Genomic DNA, 15,275 nt, shown 5'->3' on the forward strand with positions numbered 1-15,275 from the left:
GTGTGGTAACGGTTGAGGTTGAGTGTGTTTGTTGAGACGCAGCCCGGGCGAGCCGGACTGCGTTTTTCTTTTTAAGCTATATGATAAATAAAAGTTATTTTGGCTTAACAGAAAAAAACATGCGTATACTGCCGTTATTAATTTCAGCTGTTATTGTAGCATCCTTCACCGGCTGCAGGCCCAAGATCAAACAAGAACCCGTAAAAAAGGTGGCACAACCTGATTTTGTGGCTAAACATAGCGAGAGAGATACTGTAACGAAAGAGCTTCCGGATGATGCGCAGGCCAAGTTTAAATTATTAACAACGGGTACTTTTCATCATGATGAGATTACCGCCGGTTTAGAAGTTTTAACATGGTATGGGCTTTTTAAAAGTAAACACGGAAGGTATTTTATCTCTCCGGCGCGAATTAAAGTAAAACAGGTAAAGGATGATATAGTTGATGATGGCGCAGCTAAAACAGGCTGGGAGGTAACCACTGATGTTCAGGATACCTGTTTCTTCCTGTTATCGGGCTACACGCTGTCAACCCACACGGTTGAACGATTGCTGCCCACAGCGGGAGAGATAACGCCGGGACAAGTACAAAAGTATCAATACAATGATGTTGATTATATGCTTGCCGCAACCGGTAAAAAGGCTTTAAAAGTAAATGCAGTATATCCATTTACTAATTACCGGCTACATTGCTCTGTAGAAAAAAACGGAATAAGCTATAATGACGTGTTAGTTGCACATAGTAAGCCCGACTACGGTTGTACAGTTTTATTTATAGGCGACGTTGACGGTGATTCCGTTCCCGACTTGTTGTTAGATACATCTGGCAGCGAGAATACCATGTCAACCACGCTATACCTGTCAAAACCGGCTGAGAAAGGTAAGCTATTCAAGCACGCCGGCACGCATACTATCACTGGTTGTTAGGTGCGGCGCTATTCGTCGGCTTTAAACTCGCGGGCCAGGCTTATGCCTAATGCTTCATACTTATCTTTATCTACAGTAGGATAACGGTATAAAAAGTGGGAGAATATCAAGTCGCCTGATACGGGCATTTCAACCATTATTATTTTATACAAAAGTTGTTCATCTCCCTTGTTGGCTTTTACGCATATGGTATAGTTATAGCCTTTTACACCTTTACATATATGTTGAATTTTTGCCGGTCCTAACTCTTTATCCTTGCCTTTTTTAATATTGGCAATATGGTCGTTGGCAAACTGGTCAATCTTCATCACATCTGCTATGCCTATTTTGCGTACCCTGCCCGATGGTAGAACAACTACATTCCCGGCATAAATTTTAAATACAGCTTTCTTGTCCTGGCTTGTGTAGGTAACCGTGTCAATATAAGGATCATTATTTTGCCTGACTTCGCTCACCACTTCCTCTTTAGGCCAACTCTCGCGAAAGTTTTTAGGGTATATATACGAGTAGCTGTATGATACATTGCGGTTTTGCTCATATAAAGCGGTGTCAGTAAGCGAAATGGTGCGCCCCTCCATATTGCAGGTAATGTTGCGCTCCAACAGCTTCTTGAGCTTACTCCGCTTAGTTTGAGCTTGCGCAAGCAGGGCAGCCGTTAGCAGTATTAAAAAAAGGAGCCATGCTTTTTTCATAACTCTTATAATTGGTTGGTTAAAGATAAAAGCCCCTTGGTTTTCACCAAAGGGCTTTCAGTATTAAGAGCTTGTATGGTTATATTAATAATCTTACAGGTTCCTCCAGTAAAGATTTTACAGTGTTTAAGAAAGCTGCAGCAGTAGCACCATCAACCGTACGGTGATCAGCGCTCAGAGTAACTTTCATAACATTGCCTGGTACAACAGCACCGTTTTTAACTACAGGCACTTGCTGAATACCTGCAACGGCAAGTATACATGAGTCAGGAGAGTTAATGATTGCAGTAAATTCATCAACACCAAACATACCTAAGTTTGAAATGGTGAAGGTTGAACCTTCCCAATCAGATGGCTGAAGTTTTTTGTCTTTTGCTTTTTTGGCAAACTCCTTAACCTCGGCACTGATACGGCTTAATGATTTACCATCAGCAAAGCGTACAACAGGTACTAAAAGACCTTCGTCTACAGCAACAGCAATACCAATGTTAACGTGCTCGTTAAAGCGTATTTTATCACCTAACCATGATGAGTTTATAGCCGGATGCTGTTTTAACGCAGCAGCGCAAGCTTTAACCACCATATCATTAAATGAAATTTTGATTGGCGATACCTCGTTCATTTTAGTGCGGGCTTCCATTGCCGAATCCATGTTAATAGAAACGGTAACAAAGAAGTGAGGCGCAGTAAACAAGCTCTCAGATAAACGTTTGGCAATAACCTTACGCATTTGAGTAACCGGTTTTTCTGTGTATTTCTCTTCGCCAATAAAAGGAGCTAAGGTAATAGTTGGACCTGCTTTTGCTGCACCTTCCTTAGCGTTTGCACTTATCGCAGCTTCTTCAGCAGCAGCTTTCTGTGTAACCTCTTTGGTTGATGGTGTAAAGCCTTCAATGTCTTTTTTAACTATACGGCCGTTTTCGGCAGTGCCTTTAACTTCGTTTAAGTTAATGCCTTTATCTTTTGCCATTTTACGGGCAAGCGGAGATGCTTTTACGCGGCTATCATCAGATGTTGATTCTGATTTTTCAGGAGCGGCCTCAACAGATTTCTCTTCTTTAGCTTCACCTTTATCCTCGCTTTTAGTAGCTGGTGCGCCTGATCCGCCTTTTAATAAAGGCTGAATGTCGGTACCTTCCTCGCCAACAATAGCAATAATATCATTCACTTTAGCAGCGGCGCCTTCTTCAACACCAATGTAAAGCAGGGTACCTTCTTCGTAGCCAACCACTTCCATGGTTGCTTTGTCGGTATCCACGTCAGCTAATGAATCATCAGCCTTTACTTTATCGCCCACTTTAAAGTTCCATTTATTAATGGTTCCTTCGGTCATGGTGTCGCTTAATAGCGGCATGCGAATAACAGCAGCTTTAATGTTAGAAGTGTCAACCGCTTCCTCAGCTTTTTCCTCTTTAGGTTTTTCTTCCTTAGGAGCGTCAGCTTTTTTGTCTTCAGCTGGTTTTTCTTCTTTTGCCGCAGCGTCACCACCTTCTAAAAGTGGTTTATAATCTTCACCTTCATCACCAATAACGGCAATTACAGCATCAACCGGTACAGCACTACCTTCCTCTACACCAATGTAAAGCAGGGTGCCTTCCTGGTACGATTCAAAATCCATTGTGGCTTTATCGGTTTCAACTTCGGCTAATGTATCGCCTGATTTTACCTTGTCGCCAACTTTTTTATGCCATTTAGCGATGACCCCTTCGGTCATGGTATCGCTCATTTTGGGCATTTTAACTACTTCAGCCATAGTGTTGATGAATAGTTTGGTTAAATATTGTTAGTAATAGTATTAGTCGCGGATGTAAGGGTAGTCGCTCTGAACATACACATCAGTATAAAGCTCAGATGCCTCAGGCCATGGAGACTCTTCGGCAAATTTAACAGCCTCTTCAATTTCAGCCTTTATGCGGGCCGCAACTTCTTCAAACCATTTTTCATCAGCATAACCATTTTTCTCTATCTCTTGTTTTACAATCTCGATAGGGTCTTTGGCTTTGTAGCTTTCAACTTCTTCTTTAGTACGATATTTTTGAGGATCGGACATGGAGTGACCTTTATAACGGTAGGTACGCATCTCCAGGAAGGTTGGGCCTTCGCCGGCGCGGGCGCGCTGAGCGGCCTCATCCATAGCGTTGTGTACGGCTACCGGGTCCATACCATCAACAGCTGATGAAGGTATGCCGTAAGGTAATCCTAATTTATAAATATCAACATCGGCAGTAGTACGTGCAACTGATGTACCCATGGCGTAGCCATTGTTTTCGCAAACAAAAATTACAGGCAATTTCCATAGTGCAGCCATGTTAAAGGTTTCGCCCAAAGCACCCTGGCGTACAGCGCCATCGCCCATGTAGCAAACGTTAACAAACTCAGTACCTTTATATTTTTCGGCAAAAGCAATACCGGCGCCTAATGGAATTTGACCGCCAACAATGCCATGACCACCATAAAAATGGTTCTCTTTGTCGAACATGTGCATAGAGCCACCTTTGCCTTTTGAACAGCCTGTAGCTTTACCATACATTTCGGCCATAATAGCTTTAGGTGATGTGCCTTTAGCCAAGGCATGTGCGTGATCACGATAAGTAGTAATCATGCTGTCTTCATGACGTAATGCCGAAACGGCTCCGGCTAAAACAGCCTCCTGCCCGATGTATAAGTGACAAAATCCTCTGATCTTTTGCTGTCCGTATAACTGGCCGGTTTTTTCTTCAAACCGTCTCATCAACAGCATCAACTCGTACCACTTCAGGTAGGTGTCTTTAGTTATTTCGATTGAACTCATTTATTAAACAATCTTTCTGTTTTAGGATTCGCAAATCTAATTATATCCTTGAAAAAAACAGATTTTGGGAGGCCTATATTAAAAATATTTTATCTTGCGACCCGCAATAGTAACCTCTGATTAACTTAATCCGTATAAAAATTAATTTTAAAATAATTTGTTTTCAGGATTTGCATAATTAAAAGGATTATATAACTTTGTAGACAACAGTAGACATTGATGTCCATTTTAATAAACATATAGATCAGATACTCCCTAATTATTGTTGATTAAATGAAGAAATTGTTCCTGGCTTTCGCTCTGTGTTTTAGTGTTTTAGCGTCGAGCGCTCAAACAAAAAGTGTTCCAAATCAGCAGGTTGAAGAAACCGATGAAGATAAGAATTTAGCAAAAGATTACTTTTCGCAAATTATGGGTGTGGCAATGTCTGCTACGTCAAATGTGAAATTATTTCAATTTGTTTATGATTGGATTGGCACCCCTTACCACTTAGGTGGTGATACCAAACGCGGTATTGACTGCTCGGGGTTTGCTTACCAGCTTTATACAAAAGTGTTCAACACTGCCATAGGTAATAACAGCCGTAACATTTTTAGCATGGTTAACCCTGTTGGTAAAACTGATTTAAAGGAAGGCGATTTGGTTTTCTTTAAAATACACAGCCGCTCAATTACTCACGTTGGTGTTTATATTGGCAACGGCAAATTTGCCCACGCCTCAACCAGTAAAGGTGTAATGATCAGTTATCTTGCTGATCCGTACTGGACCCGCTACTATTTTAAAGGCGGCCGGTTACTTGCAGATGCCCCTCAAAATAACTAATATATATTGTCAACACTAAGTTGCATAAGAAAAGCTCCTGTTTTAAGCAGGAGCTTTTTTCGTTTTACAGTTTTGTGTTTGTTTAATGCTTATTGCTAAAAATAAACCAATGTTAGTCGGTATCTTTCGTATTCTTCACCAGGCCAATACCTGCAAAGAAAAATATTACTGCAATAATGCCGGTTACAACCAGTGTGGTAACTGTTGATGTTTTTTGAATTATACCAATGCCGGTATAAATAAGGCCAATAATACCCAGTACCGTGAGTATGGCGCCGAAAGTACGCTTTAAGTTCATATGTAATAAATTTGGTTAAACAGAATACAATGCATTAATAATCATTTCTCTATATTCGTTTCCTTATAACACCAATTTATGATTGCCGTTTGGATTATTGTATTAATTTTAGTTGTCGTAATATTTACATCCTTTGTTACCATAAAACAAGGTACTGTAGGCGTGGTTACCATTTTTGGAAAATACCGCCGTATTCTACTACCTGGCCTTAATTGGAAAATTCCATTGATTGAGGTGCTATACTCACGCATATCAATTCAAAATCGCTCGGTTGAGTTAGAATTTCAGGCTGTTACTGTTGATCAGGCTAATGTGTATTTCAAAGCCATGATACTGTATTCGGTTTTTGACCAGAGCGAAGAAGCTATAAAAGCGGTTGCCTTTAAATTTGTTGACGAGCGTAACCTGATGCAAGCTTTGGTGCGCACAGTTGAAGGTTCGATACGTGCTTATGTGGCCACCAAAAGGCAGAGCGACGTACTTATTCTTCGCCGCGAAATTGTTGAACATGTTAAGGAACAGATTGACAACATATTAGAAGGGTGGGGCTATCATTTGCAAGACCTGCAGCTTAACGATATTACATTTGATGATATCATTATGAAATCGATGAGTCAGGTTGTAGCATCTAATAACCTGAAAGCAGCCGCCGAAAATGAAGGTCAGGCTTTGTTAATTACCAAAACTAAAGCTGCAGAAGCCGAAGGTAATGCCATAAAAATTGCCGCCGAAGCCGACAGGCAGGCGTCGCAATTGCGGGGACAGGGCGTGGCATTATTCAGAGAAGAGGTAGCCAAGGGTATGTCGGTAGCTGCAAAAGAAATGCACCAAGCCAACATGGATACATCAGTTATTTTATTTACCATGTGGACGGAAGCTATCAAGCATTTTAGCGAAAACTCTAAAGGAAACGTGATTTTCCTGGATGGGTCGGCCGATAACATGCAGAAAACCATGAAAGAAATGATGGCCATGCATGCTTTGCAAACAGATGAAGTAAAGAAGGCTTAAACTGTTTAAAGCTTATATAAACTAAAAAGGCATCAATATGCAACTGTTAAGTTAGCACATTGATGCCTTTTTTATAATGGGCTGCTTGATTATGCTTTTTCAGTTTTAGCTGTAGCGTTAATCATGTTTTCAGCCAACTGAGTTAACATCTCATCTGTTTTTTTCTCCTCGGCCAAAGTTTCCTCTAACAATTGTGCTGCATCACTAAAGCCAAGTGTGTTGGCAAGGGTACGTAATGTACCATATGATGCAATTTCGTAATGTTCTGATTTTTGTGCTGCTGAAATAATACCGGCATCACGGGTAATTGAACCGTCTTCAGTATCACCTACAATGCTTTCAGATTCTTTGATTAAGCCTTCCATAGCATCACATTTTTTAGCTGATGCTTTTTCACCAATAATTTCAAAAACCTGCTCAAGGCGTGATACCTGATTGTCGGTTTCTTCTTTGTGAGTTTCTAATGCTGAACGCAACTCTTCTGATGTTGCTGCTTTAGCCAATTTTACCAGTGCTTTTGACAAATGTTTTTCAGCCCAGTAAATGTCTTTTAACTCGTCAACAAATAATTCTTTTAATGCCGACTCTTCAACGTTTTCGGTATTCTCCGGTTGTTTTTTTGATTTCGTAGTTGCCATAGTGTAGATTCTTTTAAGTAAGTATTCAACACACGGCAAATGGTTAGGTTTTAATTATTTATTAAAAAATAATAGTATTAAATTATTGAAGGTCTTTTGTGGTTTCAAATATTTCGTTGAAGTGTCGGCTGTTTAATTGAGCTTTTAAAACTCCTCCTGTTCAATGCTTTCCCAACTCTGACGTTTATAGTAATACATCATGAGTAAATAGAGCAAGAACGCCGGTACAATAAGTATGCTTACAGCGGTATTCCACTTCATTTTTACCAGCATGTAGTGCCCAAAGCCAACGGCGCCAATGAAAAAAGTTATTAGTAAAGAGATTATAACACGTCCGCCCGATTGTTTAACTAATACAGGTTTTGAAAATGGTAATCCTTTTACCATAAACAGCGCCATAAATATACCGTAATTCATTCCGGCCAGTGTGGCTAAAATAACATCGTTTATTACATCGGGCCCCCATACCACAATACTAATAATACCTAACACAGCACAGTAAGGCAAATAGTAAAGACTAATTACGGCTTTATACATTCCTGAGAGAATTTTACCGGGCTTGTCTATAGGAAGCGCATAATATACCCAGGCCGGCTTAAACTTTTCGGAATAGGATATGTGCTGCAATACTGCCGATAAAACAAATGTGCTCATATAAATGAGTGCTATGTAGCTATAGCCTGATTGCACATCTTCCATGCGGTTATTAAGGCTGCCCTGGCGGTTGAGTATAAAGAACACAAAATACACCGGGACGTAGCCAAACGCCGGGTATACTTTAATTTTAAACTCACGTATACGGGCCGCCAATTTCCAGGTTATTTTAAAGCCTGCATTTTCAACAGGATCACGAGCAATAATATTGGCCAACTTGTCAACAATGTCAAACCTCCCTTTTTTTTCAGCTTTATCTATTAAGGGTTTGGCATCAGTATTGGCGTCCGAAGTTGAGACTACGGCAAGACGCTTGTTAAAGCCGGGAGCTAATACTTTGGCCACCAGCCATAAGCCAGCAATTGGTAAGGTAATGCCAATAATGGCCATTAAACTGGTAAATATATTTGACCGGCCCGGATGCATCAAAACTTCATTTAATGCTGCAATCCAAACCGGCGGAAGCAGGTAGGCCCACCACTGGCTTAACAACTCAATTTTTGCTAAAGCGCTTGCATTAATTACACGTGGCAGTATTTGGTAAGCAGCAAAAATGAAAACAGATAAGCCAATTTGAAAGTAGCTGATGATGTCTTTAAACCGTTGCGGCGATACTGACTGCATTAGCAACAGGTAAACAATGTTTACAAACAAAATGCTTAAAAAAGTAGCCATTACAAGCTGCACCAAAAATACAGGAACGGCAAGTATGCCATCAGTGTAACCTACAATCACCATTCCGGCCAGGCCTTGCAAAAAGGCTAACCTAAAAACGTACAAACTTATGTGCATTATGCGCGCTACTGCCAGGGTGCGGTCATTAACAGGGCGTGGCAGAATAATAAACTGTTCGCGTACGTCAAACAGCACTGTAGTAAAATCAGTAATGAGCGTTAGCGATATAAGCACCATAAAAATGCTGAAGTATATAGTGTGACCAATAAACGGTGCATCAAACATAACCAGAAATGCACCTATAAAAAGGCCCATAGTTACGGTAAATAATGACACCGCCCATGGGTTTGTAGTTTTACCGTTAGCTGCGGCTTTACGCGTATGTGCAAATGTATTATTGGGCCGGCGGTCGTCCATCAGTAGCTTTACCCTTAGTATGTGGTGAAGCTGATAAGTATCAACACCTGTACGTTGCAGCATGGGCATAAGCGGACTAACCATTTTAAGCAGCAATTTATTCATATCAACAGCGGCTTATTAATTAAAAGCGTTTATAATGGCATCTGTTTCATTGTCTGACTCGTCTCGTCCGGTTAGTTTTGCAAATACCCTTTCAAGCGTATCGGCATGGTTTTGCTTTAATGATTCGAAGGTTCCGTCGGCAATAATTTCGCCTTTGTTAATTAACAGTATACGGTCTGAAACCTTTTCAACTACATCCATTACGTGCGAGCAGTAGAAAATTGTTTTGCCTTCTTGTGATAGGCGCATAATTAACTCTTTAATCATAATCACCGCATTGGCATCTAAACCCGAAAGGGGTTCATCCAGAATAATTATTTGAGGATTGTGTATAATGCCTGAAATAAGCAGTACTTTTTGGCGCATGCCCTTCGAAAAGGTATCCATACGGTCATCCTTATTGTTACCCAAGCCAAATGCAGTTAGCAGCCTGCTGGCCCGCGAGTGCAGCTGTTCATCTTCCATATTGTACAGCTTGCCAATAAAATCTAAGTACTCCATTGGCGTAAGTACTTCATAAAGCTCTGCATTTTCAGGAACGTAACCTATCAGCTTCTTAATTTCCTGAGGGTTGCTTTGCATGCTTATACCGTTCACCAAAACTTCGCCCTCGAACTCCGGAATTAAACCTGTGAGTATTTTAACAGTTGTTGATTTGCCAGCTCCGTTAGGCCCAATATAGCCTATAACCTGACCGGGGTATATATCAAGCGACAAGTTTTTAAGTACCAGTTTTGAGCCGTATGATTTTGACAGATTACGAATTTGAATTAGCGGAGTATTGCTCATTGCATTAATTAAGTTACCGTAATATAGCAATCAAATCATAAAAAATCGCCTCAGAGCATTAAAATGTAACTTAAATAATAGGCATAAAAAAACCTGCCTTGTTTGGGCAGGTCTTCAAATATCGAACCTTGGTTTATTCGTTTTCAACTGCTGATAATATTTCCAGCAAGATGTTCCAGCGGTGTTTTTCGTCCTGCTGCCAAATGCGCACATAGTTGTAATTACTTACAATATTGCCTTTTTGAATACGGGCCCTGCCATAGCTGTATGCTAAATCATTACTGGTTGAGCGGTTGGCATCAACAGTTTCTCCTGATATAACAATGGCTTGGTTTGCAAAAAACTGTAATACCTTGTCTGACCCAACCATAGGGTTAAAGCCCGGAAAGTAATAGTGTCCCTCAGGCATAAAAAATTCTTTATACGCGCCAACGGTTGATATACGCAGCGCCTGGTTAAGCTGGCGGTCGTTATCAATGATAATTTTTTTAGGGTTGAACGGATCTGTACTTGGTGCTACCTTGCTGGCAGATGCCGGATCTTTAATATCGGTTAGCTCAACCTTATCAGTTTGCGGATGCTGTATACCCAAATTGGTAAACAACTTAAGCTTTTTGGTTGAAGCATCCATTTTCCATATAGAAACATAATCGCCATAAACTTTATCATCATCAGCTTTGCCATTTTGATAAACGTAAGGGCCGGCGGTAACGGCAAGATCGCCGTTTGTTGCTATGCGGGCAAACTTTGGTGTCCAGGTAAGTGTGCCGGGCTGCTTGTCAATTTTGCTGTAAAATTCGGTTATTTTAACAGCCTCGGGCTTAAATACAATCCCTTCCTGATCGGCAACGGTTAAAAATGCGTCTTTAATTCCCTTTTTAAGAGTAAGCTTAGCAAAATCATCTTCGGCTTTAATTACAGTTTGTACCGTAGCGGTTTGGGCAAAAATTGAGGTGCTTATGCTTACAGCAGCTACGGTTAAAAAAGCTTTAATCATGTTCATAGTTAGATTGAGGCAACCCAATCGGCATGCTTTAACACGCTGATGTAGCTGCGGTAGTATAGAATGATAACTTAAAATCAGTAAATTTATTATGCGGGTATATTGCTATCGCTTGTGTACAAAAAACAAAAGTGAACCATTTGTTTGTGCCCGCCTGCAAATTATACTGATGGTTATAATATTTATCAGGTGTTTAAATTATTTAAAAGTTAAATTTTGCTCCAGGTAGTGCCTTCTTTACTGTCTTTTAATTGAAAACCAATTTGCTGTAAGCCATCGCGTATACGATCTGATGTGGCATAGTCGCGGTTTGATTTCGCCTGACTACGTAAGTCTACTATAAACTCCATAAGCTGGGGCAGTTCATCGGTACCTGCCTGTTCATTTTGTAAGCCTAAAATGCCGTTAACAAAAGTGTTCATTAAGTTTTTAAGCTCAACAAGGTTAGCTTCGTTAATTTTCATCTTACTATCATGTACCGAATTAATAATACGCGATGCTTCAAACAGTTCGGCTATTAGCACCGGGCTGTTAAAGTCATCGTTTAAAGCTTCGTAGCAACGGGTAAGCAGGGGCTGTATCTCTATTTCTGTTTCGGCAGATGATTTTAAACCATCAAGCAGAGTATAGGCGTTCATTAAACGCTTAAAGCCCTTTTCAGATGCCTCCATAGCATCATTGCTAAAGTCAAGCGTGCTACGGTAATGGGCCTGAAGCATAAAGAAACGCACCGTCATCGGGCTGTAGCCCTTGTTGAGGATGTTGTTGTCTCCACTGAATAATTCATGCGGTAAAAAGCTGTTGCCCAATGATTTTGACATCTTTTGCCCATTAACGGTAAGCATGTTGGTATGTACCCAGTATTTAGCCGGATTTTTACCATAGCATGCCATGTTTTGCGCAACCTCATTGGTGTGGTGTGTAGGTATTAAATCTAACCCTCCACCATGGATGTCAAACTGCTCGCCTAAGTATTTATGGCTCATAGCCGAGCACTCCAGGTGCCAGCCCGGGAAGCCCAGGCTCCATGGCGATGGCCACTTCATCAGGTGTTCGGGTTTAGCTTTAATCCATAATGCAAAATCCAGCTTGCCGCGTTTTTCGTCCTGACCGCCAAGCGAACGGGTGTTGTTAAGCAAATCTTCGAGGTGACGGCCGCTTAAAACGCCGTAATCTTGTGTGCTGTTATACTTTTCAACATCAAAATACACAGAGCCGTCAACTTCATAGGCAAACCCCCTGTCGAGCATAATTTTAACCAACTCTATTTGCTCAATAATATGGCCGGTTGCAGTTGGCTCTATACTTGGCGGTAACACGTTAAACTGGCGCATTACCTCATGAAAACCTGTAGCATACATTTGTACAATTTCCATAGGTTCAAGCTGTGATAGCTTTGCCTTTTTTGATATTTTATCTTCACCCTCATCACTGTCGCCTTCAAGGTGCCCGGCATCAGTTATGTTGCGTACATATCTAACCTTGTAGCCAAGATGAGTAAGGTAACGGAAAATTAAATCAAAAGATATATAGGTACGGGCGTTGCCCAAGTGTGCATCACTGTAAACGGTAGGGCCGCAAACATACATGCCAATATACGGAGCATCAAGCGGTATAAACTCTTCTTTAGTGCGGGTTAACGTATTGTAAACAAATACATTTTGTTTCATGATGGCAAACTTACAATTTTTAGTTCAGGCTTGTAATTTTTTGCTGCAATGTACAGCTATTGCAAAGTCAAAAAAATGGCGCTTATTTAAGTAAAAGGGTGCTGCAAACCGGGTAATGGTCAGATAGTTTCTTTCTTAAGGTGTAATAATCAGCTACATCAAAGCTGCTGTTTACCAGTATATAATCAATCTGAAAATTAGGGAACGAGCCGTTATAGGTACGTGCAAAGCCAACGCCTTTTTCGCGGAAGGTGTTTTTTAAACCCTTGGTCATTTGGGCTACTGCGTACGAAGCAGGCGTATCATTGAAATCTCCGGCTATAATATAAGGGTACGGGCATTGCGCTGCATGGGCCTTAATTTTAACCACTTGTTCGCTACGTTTAATGAAAGCACGTTTAAGCTTGCTGCCTATCCGGCGGGATGAACTCACATCGGGTTTTCCTTTTTTTGAAACCCTGCTTAGGTATTCATAGTCAATAGGGTCAAACCTTATGGATTGCAGGTGAACGTTGTAATACCTGAAAGTTTTGTCGCCCTTTTTTACGTCAACAAAAATGCATTGATTGCTGCTGTTAGGCTCTGTAGAAAGCATGATGATGCCTTTGTTTACAACCGGGAACTTTGAAAATATAGCCATCCCCATGGCTTCATGATCTGTGTTAAAGCTAAAAGGCTCAACATAGCACTCATCAGAGTGCATAAGCTTTTTCATGGAGTCTTTAATGGCATATTCGCCCCGCCTGCGCGTGTAAAACTCATCTATGCCAATAATGTCAGGGTTTTGGGCGCTTATGAGCTGTAGCATGCGCTTCTTGGTAACCGGATCATTTACCTGTTGCCCATACGGTTTAAAGTTATGGGCATTGTAAGTCATTACCTTAATAGCATTACTGCCTGTATTTTGATGTTTTTTTGTACGCAGGCCAACATTGTCTCGCAGTATGTTCCAGCCCAGCCCAATGCATAACAGCGGCACCAATATATACCTGCTGCGCCTGATGAGCCAGTAAAGCAACAAACAAAAGTTTACAAGCAGCAGGGGTAAATATCCTAAACCAAAAAAGGCAACAGGCCAAAACGTTCGTGGATCAGTAACCGGGGCAAGGTAGCAAACAAGCAGTGCAAGGCCAAAGCCTATGCTTAGCCATAAAAATATCTTATCGAGAAAAAATAACCTTCTTTTTTTCTGTTTAGCCCTCATGTTTGCTGGCGCGGCTCAATGCATCTTTTTCCTGTTTATTCAGGCTGTCATATCCGGTAGCCGAAATTTTATCAAGTATACGGTCTATTTCTTCCTGGCGGGGTATAGAGGAGCTTTGTTGCTGGTATGATTTGTTTACCGAGGCTACCTTTACTTTAGGCCGCTGGCTGAAAATTTGGTTCACCGAGCGGTTTAAATCGTTGCCGCGGTTAAGCTGTTTAACATAAATAAAACCCATAAGCGCACCGCCTAAATGTGCAATTTCTCCGCCAGCGTTAGGGCCGGCAATGCTCAAAAAGTCAACCACCACAAAAAACAGGGCCAGCCACTTTAATTTAACAGGGCCAATAAACATCATATAAATGGTGTAATTAGGCAGTAATGTAGCGGTTGCTATCACAATGGCAGTAACACTGGCTGATGCGCCCACCACTACGGCATTAGTACCGGCAAATATGGGGAATACGTTGAATGAAAGCACAAAGAATACAGCACCAACCAAACCACCCATAAGGTAGAGGTTTACAATGCGTTTATTGCCCAAATATTCTTCAAAAATCTGCCCCATCCAGTACAGCCAAAGCATGTTAAATAGAATGTGGAAAATGCCATCGTGCATAAACATGTAGCTAACAGGTGTCCAAAAACGGGTAGCTAATTTGCTTAATGATGCAGGGAGGGCAAGGTATTCGTTGGCATAGTAGCCAACCATGTCATTACCCATCATGTGCAAAAACACGTTTGGTATATTAATGAGTAAAAATACCAGTACGTTAATACCTATGAGCAGGTTTATGCGGCTGCCCGATTGGGTTAACTTTATACGAATATCTTGCCAGAGCGAGTTCATAACCGAAGAGATGTTATTTTATACTTACATAACTTACGTTAGTTAATAAAAATTGTTTGAGTTTTTATATCCCCACAATTTAATTAAAATGAATCCGAATAACCCACCACCTATATGTGCAAAGTGCGCAACCGAATCGCCCGGAGTTGGCCTTAATCCCTGGAATACCTCAAGCAGAAGATAAAGCGGAACAAAGTACTTGATCTTGATGGGCGTGAGGTATAAATATACTTCTAAATTGGGGTAAAGCAAAAAAATTGCCATCATTAAACCAAATATAGAACCTGATGCGCCAACGATGCCTATGCCGTAAATACTCTGCAGGGTGAGTGGCTCAGACATGTCTTTAGGCTGATAGTCGGCAGGAATACCAAACGAGCCGGTTATTTGGTGCACCTCATATGCCTGCACGGCAAATTGCAAGGCCAATGCGCCAATGCCGGTTAAAAAATAGTAGTTAAAAAACCGCTTTTGTCCAAAGGTTTGCTCTAAAATAGGCCCGATAAAAATAAGCCCCAGCATGTTTGAAAATATATGGAATATGTTGCCATGCATAAACATGTAGCTTATAATTTGCCACGGCTTAAAAAGGGGCGATGCCGGGTAATAAGCAGCAAGTATTTCGTTTAAAACGGGTATAACGTTTGATGCTATAAAGAAAATCACGTTAACTATCAGGAGGTTTTTTACAACCGGGGTTATATCACCAAAAGGGCTTTGCCTGTACATA

At 41.0% G+C, this 15,275-nt stretch carries 15 protein-coding genes; 3 read left to right on the forward strand and 12 right to left on the reverse strand.

Features of this window, described 5'->3' with window-relative positions; translation table 11 throughout:
• Positions 1-80 precede the first annotated feature (80 nt).
• Entirely contained in the window at positions 81-926 is an 846-nt protein-coding gene (locus GO816_RS06675) for a hypothetical protein (protein WP_157540574.1), read from the forward strand.
• An 8-nt stretch (positions 927-934) separates the two neighbouring features.
• On the opposite strand, the gene GO816_RS06680 is transcribed toward GO816_RS06675, so the two are convergent.
• The 3 genes from GO816_RS06680 to pdhA all read right to left on the reverse strand — a co-directional run bounded on the left by GO816_RS06680 (position 935) and on the right by pdhA (position 4,409).
• Positions 935-1,618: a hypothetical protein gene (locus tag GO816_RS06680; protein WP_157540575.1), complete on the reverse strand. Its 684-nt coding sequence runs from the start codon at positions 1,616-1,618 to the stop codon at positions 935-937.
• Positions 1,619-1,697: 79 nt separating this feature from the next.
• Positions 1,698-3,371 carry a dihydrolipoamide acetyltransferase family protein gene (locus GO816_RS06685; RefSeq protein ID WP_157540576.1) on the reverse strand — a complete coding sequence of 558 codons (1,674 nt, stop codon included), beginning with the start codon at positions 3,369-3,371 and terminating at the stop codon, positions 1,698-1,700.
• Between the two features lie 42 nt (positions 3,372-3,413).
• A complete protein-coding gene (pdhA, locus tag GO816_RS06690) occupies positions 3,414-4,409 on the reverse strand; it encodes a pyruvate dehydrogenase (acetyl-transferring) E1 component subunit alpha (RefSeq protein WP_157540577.1) in 996 nt (331 codons plus the stop codon).
• A gap of 273 nt (positions 4,410-4,682) precedes the next feature.
• Between pdhA and GO816_RS06695 the strand changes: the two genes are divergently transcribed.
• Complete coding sequence (locus GO816_RS06695) at positions 4,683-5,231, forward strand: C40 family peptidase (RefSeq protein WP_157540578.1); 549 nt, start codon at positions 4,683-4,685, stop codon at positions 5,229-5,231.
• Between the two features lie 112 nt (positions 5,232-5,343).
• Here the strand turns inward: GO816_RS06695 and GO816_RS06700 are convergent, their stop codons facing one another.
• Positions 5,344-5,529 carry a hypothetical protein gene (locus GO816_RS06700; RefSeq protein ID WP_157540579.1) on the reverse strand — a complete coding sequence of 62 codons (186 nt, stop codon included), beginning with the start codon at positions 5,527-5,529 and terminating at the stop codon, positions 5,344-5,346.
• A gap of 78 nt (positions 5,530-5,607) precedes the next feature.
• Here GO816_RS06700 and GO816_RS06705 point away from each other — a divergent pair, with 78 nt between their 5' ends.
• Positions 5,608-6,540 (forward strand): SPFH domain-containing protein, encoded by a 933-nt coding sequence (locus GO816_RS06705; RefSeq protein ID WP_157540580.1) that lies wholly within the window; start codon positions 5,608-5,610, stop codon positions 6,538-6,540.
• An 89-nt stretch (positions 6,541-6,629) separates the two neighbouring features.
• Here GO816_RS06705 and GO816_RS06710 read toward each other — a convergent pair whose 3' ends face one another.
• The 8 genes from GO816_RS06710 to GO816_RS06745 form a co-directional block, all read right to left on the reverse strand.
• Positions 6,630-7,178: a YciE/YciF ferroxidase family protein gene (locus GO816_RS06710; protein WP_157540581.1), complete on the reverse strand. Its 549-nt coding sequence runs from the start codon at positions 7,176-7,178 to the stop codon at positions 6,630-6,632.
• A 144-nt stretch (positions 7,179-7,322) separates the two neighbouring features.
• Positions 7,323-9,029 carry a hypothetical protein gene (locus GO816_RS06715; protein ID WP_157540582.1) on the reverse strand — a complete coding sequence of 569 codons (1,707 nt, stop codon included), beginning with the start codon at positions 9,027-9,029 and terminating at the stop codon, positions 7,323-7,325.
• Between the two features lie 15 nt (positions 9,030-9,044).
• Positions 9,045-9,818 carry an ABC transporter ATP-binding protein gene (locus GO816_RS06720; protein WP_157540583.1) on the reverse strand — a complete coding sequence of 258 codons (774 nt, stop codon included), beginning with the start codon at positions 9,816-9,818 and terminating at the stop codon, positions 9,045-9,047.
• Positions 9,819-9,951: 133 nt separating this feature from the next.
• The gene (locus GO816_RS06725) at positions 9,952-10,821 is read right to left on the reverse strand and encodes a DUF4440 domain-containing protein (protein WP_157540584.1); all 870 of its coding nucleotides are present in this window, start codon (positions 10,819-10,821) and stop codon (positions 9,952-9,954) included.
• A gap of 209 nt (positions 10,822-11,030) precedes the next feature.
• Complete coding sequence (gene cysS / locus GO816_RS06730; protein ID WP_157540585.1) at positions 11,031-12,491, reverse strand: cysteine--tRNA ligase; 1,461 nt, start codon at positions 12,489-12,491, stop codon at positions 11,031-11,033.
• 82 nt (positions 12,492-12,573) lie between these two features.
• Positions 12,574-13,695: an endonuclease/exonuclease/phosphatase family protein gene (locus tag GO816_RS06735; protein ID WP_157540586.1), complete on the reverse strand. Its 1,122-nt coding sequence runs from the start codon at positions 13,693-13,695 to the stop codon at positions 12,574-12,576.
• The gene (locus GO816_RS06740; protein WP_157540587.1) at positions 13,685-14,545 is read right to left on the reverse strand and encodes a rhomboid family protein; all 861 of its coding nucleotides are present in this window, start codon (positions 14,543-14,545) and stop codon (positions 13,685-13,687) included. The genes GO816_RS06735 and GO816_RS06740 overlap by 11 nt, the downstream gene beginning before the upstream one ends.
• A 42-nt stretch (positions 14,546-14,587) precedes the next feature.
• Positions 14,588-15,274 carry a rhomboid family intramembrane serine protease gene (locus GO816_RS06745; RefSeq protein WP_157540588.1) on the reverse strand — a complete coding sequence of 229 codons (687 nt, stop codon included), beginning with the start codon at positions 15,272-15,274 and terminating at the stop codon, positions 14,588-14,590.
• Between the last annotated feature and the right edge of the window lies 1 nt (position 15,275).

This window comes from Mucilaginibacter aquatilis (genome assembly GCF_009755275.1).
Taxonomy (GTDB): domain Bacteria; phylum Bacteroidota; class Bacteroidia; order Sphingobacteriales; family Sphingobacteriaceae; genus Mucilaginibacter; species Mucilaginibacter aquatilis.